Source organism: Blastocatellia bacterium (assembly GCA_025054955.1).
Classification (GTDB): Bacteria; Acidobacteriota; Blastocatellia; order HR10; family J050; genus JANWZE01.
This window is the reverse complement of the sequence record JANWZE010000026.1, coordinates 18,722-30,616: the sequence shown is the minus strand read 5'-3', so window position 1 is coordinate 30,616 and position 11,895 is coordinate 18,722. Positions and strand designations below refer to the sequence as shown.

The window sequence follows — 11,895 nt, the reverse complement described above, 5'->3', positions numbered from 1 at the left end:
TGGTCGGTCAACAGCTTGATCGCTCGATCCTGTGCGCCAGTGGGCGCCGCGCGTATACGTTGTGTGGACGGCGAGGGTCAGTCAACGGCTTGATCGCTCGGTCTCTTGCGCCAGTTGTTCCCAGCGAGCTCGCAAGTGATCCATTAACTCGATGAAGCGCGGTTCCTGACGTATCGGATCGAGGTTAGGATTTCGCTCAAACCAGGGGAAATTCTCGTAACCGATGCGGGTCGCCAGCGTCAACCATTGGATGGCCTCATCGGTCTGTCCCAACAAAGCAAAGATGGAGCCAAGCCAAAAGGCGCCGTCGCCATCGGCTCGGGCAAAGGTTTCCACCTTCTCATCAATCATCTCACGCGCTTTCTCAGGCTCGCCTTTTTTGGCGTAGCACATGGCAAGGAAGATGCGGGAATATTGCACATTGGGATTAGCGGCCAGCGATTCGTTCAGCATCTCCATCGCCTCATCTATGCGACCCATATAAAACAGCGTTTCAGCCATGAACGCTTTCAGTCCAGCGTGATGAGGTTCGATGGCCAGCCCCTTGTTGAATTCTTCCAAAGCGCGCTCGTAGCGTCCCTGATAAGTGAAGATGCGCGCCCGACCGGAATACCCTTCCGGCGCCGCCACAGGAAACAAACTAATGCGGATGTTGTATTGTTGTAAGGCGGCCTCGTAAAGTCCATCCCAGCGATACAGATTGGCAGCTACGGCATGCACAGTGGCATCGTTCGGAGCGCGTTGAAGCAATTCGCTCACTTCCTGTCTCGCTTTTTCTTTCTGCCCCTTGAAGAGGTAGATATAGACCAGATGAATGCGCGCATCAATTAACCCATCGTCCAATTCTAATGCCTTTTGAAGAACGCTTTCAGCCAGCTCATAATACTGCACACCGCCCAAACTGCGAATGACATAATTGGCATAACATCGTCCCAAACCGGCGTAAGCCTGAGCAAACTGTGGGTCCAGGGCAATCGCTTCTTTGAACATCTGGACGGCTCCATCCAGATCATCTTTGCTGTAGGTTTGATAAATTGCCTTGATCTGCAGGTGCTTGCCACGCAACATAGCCTCGTAGGCCTCCGGGCTGGTGGTTGTCGGGCGATTCATCTGCTCCTGCTCGGCCTGACTGAGCTTCACCTTCAAACCGGTGACAATCTTGCCGGCAATAGCATCTTGCAACGTGATGATGTCCGCATGATCTACATCAATTTTATCCGTCCACAAAATCTCTCCGGTCACGATGTCAACCAGTTGCGGCGTGACACGAAATCGCGTCCCTGCCGATAGAAAACTACCAACTAACACGGCATCCACCGACAGCTCGCGACCAGCCTCGCGCGGGTCAATGTCACGATGTTGATAACGGGCAATGTAACTGGACGGTGTTACCACCAACGATTGTACTTTTGCCAACTCGGTGATGACACTATCGGCCAGTGAGAATCCATAGAAATCGCTAGCCGGATCAGCGCCAAGATTTTTGAACGGCAGAATGGCCAGCGTCTTGCGCTCCTTGGTTGTCCAGGAGCTAATGGATGGCTCCGAGGGTGTGACGGTTCGCTCCGCCGGCGTGCCGGCCGAGACGGTCTCAACCGAACCGGGCGAGCGGCGTGATTTGCCAAACAATTTGTTGAACAGGCCCTTGCCGAACCACGGGCGCTCCAGATGTTGAGGTGAGCTGATATGAGCCGACATCTCGCCGGGAATCATGCCGGTTTCGCCAAATTGCTCGCGCGCCACCTGCTTCAAAGCGTTGAGCAAGTCGCGCGTGCGCGCATAGCGGTCCTGACGATCCTTGGCCAAGGCGCGGCGGACAATTTGTTCGAGCTCAGGCGAGATTTGCCGATTGAACTGGCTCATCGGCGGCGGATCGTGAGCGATCACCGATTGGAGAATTTCGACGCGCGACCGCCCTTTGAACGGACGCTCCCCCGTCATCATCTCGTACATGATGATGCCCAACGAGAAAATATCCGAGCGAAAATCAACGCGCTCGCCGCGAGCTTGCTCTGGCGACATGAACGACGGCGTGCCCAACAATGCGCCTTGCATCGTCAATTCATCGCCGGTAGCCCCTTCGCCATACTGCTTGGCGAGTCCGAAATCGAGAATTTTACACTGGCCTTCCGGGGTGATGATGATATTGGCTGATTTCATGTCACGGTGAACAATCCCGCGTTCATGAGCCGCTGTCAGCGCATCGGCCAGTTGAATAGCAATGGCCAACGCGCTTTTCAGATCCAGTGGGCCTTTGGCCAGAATCTCCTTCAGCGTCTTGCCTTCGACAAATTGCATGACGATGAAGAATGTCCCCTCAATCTCGTTAATTTCGTAGATGGTGCAGATATTGGGATGATCCAGCGCTGAGGCTAATCGCGCTTCTCGCAAAAATCGCTGGCGGCCCGTTGGATCAAGAGCCAGATCACGAGCCAGCACCTTGATCACGACCGTGCGCTTCAGTTTTGTATCTTCAGCTTTATAAACGGTCCCGCCACCGCCTTCGCCGAGCTGCGACAAAATTCGGTAGTGGAGGATCTGCTTGTCCATATCAGCCACTCTCGTCATGGATTATAGGAAACGCACCATGACCATGCAACCAGCACCCAGAACGATTCATTTCTTCGTCAGGCTGTTGTAGACAATTTCGATCCAACGCTCCGTTGAGATGAAGCCGGAGCCCCACGACTTCCACTGATCAGGCAATCCTTCGGCTTTAATCTGTTCGAGCGTTTTGCCGGCTGCGATGCGCAGGCGAATCAGACTGGTCGTCTCAACTAACATCCGATGATAAGCCCGTAAATCATCGAGCGTGGATAGCGGCCCGTGACCCGGGATGATCTTGACATCCGGCGAGAGCTGTCGAATCAGCGTTTCGACGTTCTTGATAAGGCCGTCAACGCTGCCTCCGCTATTCAAATCCACAAACGGAAATCGGCCGGCGAAAAAGTCATCACCCATGTGCACCACGTTGGCCTTGGTGAAGAAGATGATGCTATCACCATCGGTATGCCCATGCGGAAAGTGAATCATCCGAATCTCGTCATCATTGAAGTGGATAGTGAGCGACTCATCGAACGTAATCACCGGCCAAGCCTCTTTCGGTTCAGCCGGCACATGTCGTCCCAGTAGATGCTGGTCTGTCATCAACCGCTTTCGCACATTCTCATGAGCGATGATAGTGGCTTCGGCGCCGAAGATCCGATTGCTGCCTGTATGGTCTCCATGCCAATGAGTATTTAACACAAACTTCAATTTGCCGGGATTGATCGCTTTGAGCGCCGCGCGGATTTTTTCGGCCAATGGGGCAAATTGATCATCCACGATCAATATGCCATCAGGGCCAGCAGAGACACCAATGTTACCGCCGGCGCCTTCAAGCATGTAAACGTGGCCGGAGACCGGCGTCGTTTTCATTTGCACGTTGGAGAAATCCTGTTGCGCGAGCGTCGGCTTGACGGCTACGGCAAGACAACAAAGAACCATCAACCACTTTGCACTCATTGAGGCCTCCTTGCTTGAGGTGTTGCCTGTTTGCATGGCGGGGCACATTCTAGGAGTCAAGCATGACCAAGTCAACCGATCGCCCATGGATAGATCGAACCGCAGAACCGATGATTTGCGCATGAAGAGGCGCTGTCCAACGCAGCACGAGCAAAAACCGCAGAGACCGCCACGGCGACGGACGGAGGGCGCATCTGGTGTTGAATCCAGCCGCCGTTGGCGAACTCTGCGGTTTGGGTCAAGCTTTATTCAACTACGGCAATTCATGCCGCTGTCCGAGAATGTCCGGCGAGGCCGGACCGGCATGTTGCCATACGGTGAAGAAGTCCAGCGGCGCTCGCCCGAACGTCACGGCGGGTTGCGAATCGTTATCCACGCCGTCAACGTTAATCGGCTCCTGTGGTCCCACGACGGCGATGCCATTCAATGGCACGCAGAAGATGTCGCCTAAACGATCGAACGACACAATGAATCGCGGCTGCAAGTTGGTGTCAAACCCGGACGCCACATCCAACGAGCGAACAACGCCACCCACTGGCACGATCAGCACCTCAGCCAACACCGGATTGGGCGCGACATCAAGGAACCGACCTCGAATCTGATTAGCGCCTTGCGCAATGTAGGCGATCAGGAATCGCCCCACACTCCGATGAAAGGCCACCGGCGCGTCACGGTCGGGAGACATCACGGCGGGCGTCGCGTTGACCACCATGATCGGACCCAGCGCCGGCCCACTGGCGACGCGACGCGCTAAGACGCGGGTATTGGCGTCAATCGTCGTAGCAACAAAGTAATTGGCTATGCCGGAGTCCCCGTAGCTCAGTCGCGGCATCGTCCGCGTCACGGTAAAAAGTTGAAATGAAGGACCGACTAACGCCCCAGCATTGGTAAGAAATTGACCTCGATTGCTGGCGGTGGGAACTTCGTGCCAAGCGACCAGAAACAGGCCATTGCTCAGCGGATCAGCGGCGACATCCGGCTGCCCTTCATCCGCCGGCGTACTTGATACGGGAAACGGAGCGCCGACCGGCACGCCGTTGCTATTAACCCGTCGCGCATAAATGTCATTGCCACCAGCAACGCCATATCGCCAGACAACCAGATACTCGTTGGTCGCCGCCTTAAAAGCGACGGCGGGTTGATCATCAGGCTGACCGGCATGTGCACTGATGTTCACCGGTCCGGCTAACAGCGTCCCATTATCGCGAAAGAGCTTAGCGAAAATTTCCTGCCCAGCTCCGACGCCCTCGGAATAGACCACAAGATAACGGCTGGCCAGCGTGTCATACGCGACATCGGGGCGCTGTTGCGGTAGATTGTTTGTTTCCACGGGAATCTGCCCACCCACAGGGCTGGCATGAAGTAATGAAAGTTGAGCAAGCAGCGTTACGACAAGCGCCACACACCTTCTCAACCAGTGATGAGTGAAAAATGTTCTTGAAATCATCATTGCCTCTCCTTTGGTTTGATTTGGGTTCATTGGAACCTCACAACCGGAGAGTGCAAGCAGTGTGCCATCCTCTCACAAATCCAGATGATGCCGATCTCACCCAATGACAACACACTGCACGTCAACCGTTAGCCTGCGTCACACTGCGTTGGCTCAATGCTGATCAGCCCGCACTCGATGTGCGACCGTGTTCATAATCGTTGACACTTCGTGGTCACCGCTGACGCGCTACTGCTTGACACAGGGCATGTTGGCTAACACTGACAACGATGTTCACAATCTGTCCACGTCGTGACAGAACCTGATGACCACGACGCAGCAAGGCTCATCACTGATGTTTTTCACTTCTCTTGACGGGCGCTCGGTTGCCCGATAGATTTGCCGCTCGGTTCGCTGATGCGTCATTGACTCGATGGCGCGACCTGCGAAAACGGTGAACCCATAGGCGCAAGATAAAACCTCTTGCGCCACATTGTTGGAGGAGTTGCTGATGTCGTCCGTGACGACACGGGAGAAACGATGAAAAACAAGCACCGCTGATTGACTGATTGAAAATCTGTTCATCAGTGCATCTGTGCCTGCATTTTTGGAGGAGCTCAGCATGATGTCACATTTACTCACTCGCATCACCATAGGTTGCTTGCTTGTCTCATGTGTAGTTTTTGCGGCGTCGGCTTTTGGCCAACGACAGCGCCTCAGCCCATTGGACACGGCCGAGTTCACGCTTGATGGCAAGAAAATCACCGTGACCTACAGCCGGCCCTCAATGCGCGGACGCAAAATCATGGGCGCGCTCGTTCCCTACGATAAGGTCTGGCGCACCGGTGCTAACGAAGCTACCAGCTTCACCACCGAGGCCGATCTTGTTATGGGTGGCAAAACTATTCCTAAAGGCAGCTACACACTCTATACCATCCCGTCACCCAACAAATGGACGCTAATCATTAACAAACAGACGGGACAGTGGGGAACCGTCTACGATGAGTCGCAAGACCTGGCGCGTATCGAAATGAAAGTCGAATCGCTTCAGACGCCCGTCGAACAGTTCACCATCAGCTTTGACAAATCGGGCAAAGGCGGCGTGATGAAACTGGAGTGGGAAAACACGCGCGCCAGTGTCGAGTTCAGATTGAAGTAAGGTTGCTGCTTCGGTGGCCTGAGAGCAGGCGCGGGTTCACTGTCAGCGGCTCACCCGCCCGGGCTCGTGGAGCGAGCGTCCTCAGGCGCCGGCCTGTGACTGGAACTTGGCGGCTTTGTGCTGCGGCGGCGCATGGCTGGAGGGGTGTCGCTCCGTGGCTGCCCGCTGACGTCGAGCAGCCGGCGCGGTAGCCGCCCGCACGGCCGGTAGCCAGATGTGCAACGTCTGGGAGCCGTCATCCCCCAATCCGTCACGCCTTCAAGAGGCGTCACCTCGTTCTCTCAGAATCCCGTTCAGGCTCTCCAATCACTGGCCACAAACGCGCTTGCTGTGGGGCGTCTGCAACGCGCCACGATGGTCTGCTTTGCTGCCCCAGGCGTTGCACGTCTGGCAACGTTGCCACAGGCCGGTTGCGCGGCTTCCGGAGGTGACCCACCATCATGACGAGGTCATGAAATGCGCACAGAGAATCGGAGACCGGCGCTTGGCAACTTCTGCTCCCGCTTTCCATGTCATTTCATCAAACATGGCCTTTCTGCGGATTATTGATATTATCATCGCGGCTGCGCGCGCTCCTATTGCCGCTCTCTGGCAGAAGGCAATTGAAAACTACACATGATCACTTCTCTGCCATCACCGCCGATACATAATTTGCCCCACGATAAATCGCGACCGGAAGCAACTTCTCGCCGGTCGCTGGCGAAGCATCGGGTATGACGCGGATCATGAAGTGGCCGCTCGTCACGCTAGGGAACAATGTGGATAACGATTGTCGCGTGAAGGTATACACGCCGCGAGCTGCCACCGTATGAGGCGCCGCCGTGGCCGGCGGGGATTGGATCGTATTCCCCGCTGTGTCGGTGACGATAATTCGGAACCTGACCGCGTTATTATTCGGGTTCATGACCAGCAAACCCGTTACTGTCGGCGGCTGGTTTTGTAACCGAGCGAAAATCAGGTCGGCTGCATCCAGACCCTGCGAGGCAAGATCAGCAGCTAACTGCACCGTCGTTAGGTAGCTTCCTGACGAGCGATCCTGACTGGGATTGGCTCCAACCAATACCGAGTTTTGATCCTCGACGCGCACATAACTCACCGCCGATGCGACCGAGCCAAACAATGAAGCTATAGATCGCCGCAAAACATGATGCCCAGGCAACGGCATAAAATCGCGCGTCGGGAAACTGGCCAGAAAGCGTCCCGATGAGTCAAAGGCAGAGAAGGCGACAAGTTTGTCGGTATCACTCACGTTAGCCACCACCACATCGGTATTGTTGGCCGAATCAACGTAGAGGGCAAAGAGGCTATGCTGCCGCGCCGCCGGTGGCACTAACGGATCAAACTGGCAGCTTCCCGTGCCTGTCGCCCGACATCCGGCAGGCAGACCGACAGCATTTAACGCGGCGAGGTTTCGCATCGTTTCTCCATACAACTGCACACCGACAATATCACCTCCGCCGAGCGATTCGACAATGAGCGAACCGCCGTCGAGCTGATCAAATGGTATTACCAGCGAAGGTTCTCCCGATGATGTTCCTATGCTGGAGCGGACCAGTTTTTCTTGTGGTCTGAGCAAGAGGGTATGACCGAGCACTTCGCCACCGGTGGCGCTGAAGGCAGTGATTCGCAGTTGAACATCTGCCTCATTGGGATTGAAAATGTGAATTTCTGTGAAGGCCCCGCCTTGTGTTCGCAGGTTGGGAAACACAATCGCTGGTTGTGGCGAAGTAATGGCCTGGACGCCGGTAAGGACCTGCGGGACGTCAATGAAGTCATTCGCAGTTTCGTACAAGCCGCTGACCGGCCCGTCGGCGCGCGCGACAATCGAACCTTGTAACCCTGGAAAGAGATTTGATACGAGCACTGCGGCTCGCCGACCGGCCGGCAACAAAATTGTCTGTTGCAAGCCGTGTGGGCTACCATCGTTGTTATACGCGAATAACCGAACCGTTCGTGCCTCGTTCTGAGCCAGATTGACGAACGACAATTGCGTATCCCGCACCGACGGCTGACCGAACACTGCTGGGAAGTAGAGCGTGTGCGGCTGTTGGGATGATTGCGCCACCGACGTGGGCGAGTTAGCCACTTCTTCATAGGCAGCCACTTCGTACCACGAGGGAACGAGCGGCATGCGGAGGCGGCCCGAGGCTTGGCTAATCGGAGCAAACAAAGCAAACGTCCCAAACACTTCAACGCCCGACGCGATGGCGAAATCACCAAAGAATAATGTTCCTGGCAGTGTCACTTCAGCTTCTATACCGGTATCCAAAAAGGCGAGTCCATCGTCCGTTTGAGCCAGTTGGAACAATGGTAATCGGGTTCCGACAACGAAGGCGCCGCGAAATGCCGAGCGCAACGGAATCGTCATATCCATCGCAGGACTGAACGCCACCGCGTCACATGGCTGCGCTTCAAAGCGAACCAACTCCGAAACACGCACAAATCCGGCGACCGGCCGCACTCGCGTGGAGGCATCAATCGGCACATCGCATTGATTATTGATCAGCGGCAATCGTTGGTCAGAATCCAGCACAACGATGTTCACCCGCACATCCGTTTTCAACGTGTATTCCGGTATGCGCACCATCGCGCCGGTTTGTGCATCGTCGGTGACCACACCGCCGACGTCGAACCGGACAGGTTGGCCGCTATCTGTAGGCGGTTGGCCGCGAGCAACGGCTGGCTCGGTGGTGAAGGTACTAAGCAAGTCCCTTCCCAACCTGACGATGGTTTCCTCTACTCTTCCTTGAATGCTGGCGGCGAGCCTGATTTGAAAAGTTGTTTGCGCCGGCAACCGTTCGCTCGGGAAGAAAAACGCTCGGTTGCCAACGGCTGCCACGGTTCCAGGAATCGGCTGACCGGCCAGGGTCGTCAGCGTGAGCGATTGCGGCGTCACTGAGCTGGCCACAAGCGGCGCAGAAAAATCAACCTGAATGCGCGTCTCCTGCGGCACATTCTGCGCGCGATCTGCTGGGAATATGTTGACCACATTGAAAGCCTGTTGCGGTGAGGTGATGGTCAGCGCAACGGTAGCGATATTGTTCGTTTCATTTGATTCAGCCACCGCATTCGCAGCATCAGCGATGACGCCAAGGAACATCGGGCCGGGCGCCGTCCCGGCGGGAATCGTGACCGGCAGTTGCGTGAAGGTCGCTGCTGCGCCGGGACTCAGCGGATTGGACGTAATCACCAGGAGCAATTGATCTGCTGATGTAATCACGGCATCGCTGGACAAGCGAACCTCATGAGTGGCGGCGCCCGCTGAACCGGTGCCTTGATTGAGAATGGAGACGTTCATCAGCACCTGGCCGCCTGCTTGCACGCTGGTCGGCGAAATCGTGAGTTGGCTCACGACGAAATCAGGCAGCGCCGGCGCCGTGGTATTGACTGTCACAGTCACCGATTGGACGCCGTTTTGCGCGCCGGGGGCTGTGACTGTCAGTATTGCCTGCCGGGTTCCCGGTTGCGTGGGAGGTGTCACAACGACAGTGATCACATTCGACTGACCACCGGCCAGCGTGCCTGATTCTGGAGAAACGCTCACCAACGCCGGATTGTTATTGCTGATGCTGTAACTGAATGCCGCAGTGCCTTGATTACTGACGGTGAAGCTCATTGTTGGCGGCGTTGTTTGTCCGACCGTTGTGTTGAATGTCAACGTCGTCGGCGATACATTCAATATGCCGGTCGGCGCTTGCACGCCAACGCCCGTGAGACTGACGTTCACTGACGATTCATCCGGGTCGTTACTCGTGATGCTCAACAAGCCCGATTGTGTGCCCACAGCCGTCGGCGCAAACCGAACTGTCACCAGTTGCTCTCCGTTGGGCGCAATCGTGAGCCCGCCGGCGAGTCGCCCACGAATTAACCAATCTCCGTCAATGCCCACATTCGGCGTTAGGGCGAATGTTGTTCCATCGGAAGAAAAATAGGAGCGACGATTTGATGGCGGCGTCGTATCCAACGCGCCGGGGAAGACCGTGTTGGGAATCGTCATGCGAAAACCGACGACAAAATCGCCTTCGCTGATGGTGACATCAGGGACATCATAGGTGTTGAAACCATCGAGTAGTTGCACACTGGCGTTGGTCGCCTGAAAGTTCGTCCCGTTGATATTCTCATCGCCATCAGGATTGACGCCAACCAGCACCGCCAGAGCCGCTCCCAGTGACAAATTCGACCGACCACCGGCAAAGAAAATTCTTACATGCGAGAGCGTCGCCGGATAGCTCGATGGTCGCAGCCGATTGATGCAATAGATCGTGCCAGCCTGATTCAATCCGATGAGTGATTCCGCGCTACCATCATCAATCGCCAGCTCGGTTCCTGCGACTCCGCTGGGGGAAACGAGCGTGAACTGCGGATTGTTGATGCTGAGCGCGTCAATGAGCAGCGCAGCGTTGCCCACGTTCCTGATGGTGAATGACTGGTCACGGCTCTGCCCAAGATTGACGTTGCCGAAATTCAGGCTCGTGGGGGCAACATCAATATCCGGGACAGCCGCCGGCGCCAGCACGCCACGAACGAATAAAATTTCACGATTGGCCGTTGAATTATCATCCCAGGCGATGGCCAGATTGCCCGTGGTTTGCGCGGCGATGACCGGAAGAATTGAATTACCTGCTGTCTGAGACAGGTTGACGGCTGAGGAAAAGCTGGCCCCGTTGTTCGTCGAGCGAGCGAAGTAGACTTCGGCAGGCAGTGCTGTGATACCAGAGATAGCCAACGCGCCAACGACATTGATTGCGCCACTACTGTCAATCGCAACGTTGGGATGTGAAGCGGCCTCGCCCGGCGATGTCGGCGCAATTGCACGCGTTACCGAAAGCGTTCCTTGCAACGTAGACCGAGCATGCAAAATGCCGGGCAGCGGGCCGCCGTTCTCAGCCCAGACGATGCTAAACAAGCCCAGTTCATCAACCGCTATGGCTGGTTCCGTAGATGGCCCTGGAGTGGTTGAGATAGTTGTCGGCGCGGAGAATGTCGCGGCCTGATTCGTTGAACGGACAAACCGAATGCGGAATGGAGTCGTCTGTGAATCTACCTGCGAATGCCACACGACGTATACGCCGGTCGTTTGATCAACGGCAACATCGGGCTGAGAAGGCCTCGTATCAGCAGGAGCCGATAAGGTGAGCGAAGGACCAAAAGACACGCCACCGTCGCTCGAACGTCGAAGTGAAATAACAGGCCGACCATCGGGGTTCACCTCAGACCAAACAACATAGACATTCCGGCCAGCCATGTCGGTAGCAAGAGCAGGAGCTGTGGCTTGTGTACCTGTGGAAAGAACCACCGGTTGCGAAAAGTTAGCGCCGGCGTTGGTTGAACGACAGAAATATATTCTGGCGACTTGTCCGCCTCCGCCGGGCAAAGTTGCAGCAAATGCCACATAGATGTTGTTGCCAGTTTGGTCAACTGCCACATCCGGCTCTGCTGTGCTGGAAAAACCGACGGCTACAGTGACGGCAGCGCCGAAGTTGGTATTGTCACCCGTCGTCCGACGCAACAAGATGCGCCCGGCATCAGCCCAGACAACATGGATATTGCCTGTCGCGCGCGCTATGGCAATACCGGGTTCTGTTGAAGGCGAAGGGGTATTGGAAAGATTCTGCGCAGAGGAGAACTGTTGCGCTACTGCTAACCGATGCCGTTCAACGCCAACGCAAAGCAATACCAACAAACACGTGAAAACCAACCAACGTCTCATCATCGCCACTCCTGTTTTGAGCACCGGGCTGCTTTGGAATATCCTGACGCACCCTCAGGTGCGCTGGTGATCGGTAAAGACGGCACAAGTGTA

The 11,895-nt window shown here is 55.8% G+C and carries 6 protein-coding genes; 1 reads left to right on the top strand and 5 read right to left on the bottom strand.

Features of this window, described 5'->3' with window-relative positions; genetic code table 11:
* Positions 1-81: 81 nt before the first annotated feature.
* The 4 genes from NZ823_02965 to NZ823_02950 form a co-directional block, all read right to left on the bottom strand.
* Positions 82-2,550: a protein kinase gene (locus NZ823_02965; protein MCS6804087.1), complete on the bottom strand. Its 2,469-nt coding sequence runs from the start codon at positions 2,548-2,550 to the stop codon at positions 82-84.
* Between the two features lie 66 nt (positions 2,551-2,616).
* Positions 2,617-3,504, bottom strand: coding sequence for an MBL fold metallo-hydrolase (locus tag NZ823_02960; GenBank protein MCS6804086.1), 888 nt, complete (start codon positions 3,502-3,504; stop codon positions 2,617-2,619).
* A gap of 253 nt (positions 3,505-3,757) precedes the next feature.
* Entirely contained in the window at positions 3,758-4,954 is a 1,197-nt protein-coding gene (locus NZ823_02955; protein MCS6804085.1) for a hypothetical protein, read from the bottom strand.
* A 273-nt stretch (positions 4,955-5,227) separates the two neighbouring features.
* On the bottom strand, positions 5,228-5,518 hold the full coding sequence (locus tag NZ823_02950) for a hypothetical protein (GenBank protein MCS6804084.1): 291 nt from the start codon (positions 5,516-5,518) through the stop codon (positions 5,228-5,230).
* A 37-nt stretch (positions 5,519-5,555) separates the two neighbouring features.
* On the opposite strand from NZ823_02950, the gene NZ823_02945 reads away from it, so the two are divergent.
* Positions 5,556-6,092, top strand: a complete 537-nt coding sequence (locus NZ823_02945) for a DUF2911 domain-containing protein (protein MCS6804083.1) — start codon at positions 5,556-5,558, stop codon at positions 6,090-6,092.
* A gap of 619 nt (positions 6,093-6,711) precedes the next feature.
* Here the strand turns inward: NZ823_02945 and NZ823_02940 are convergent.
* Complete coding sequence (locus tag NZ823_02940) at positions 6,712-11,805, bottom strand: choice-of-anchor D domain-containing protein (GenBank protein MCS6804082.1); 5,094 nt, start codon at positions 11,803-11,805, stop codon at positions 6,712-6,714.
* Positions 11,806-11,895 lie beyond the last annotated feature (90 nt).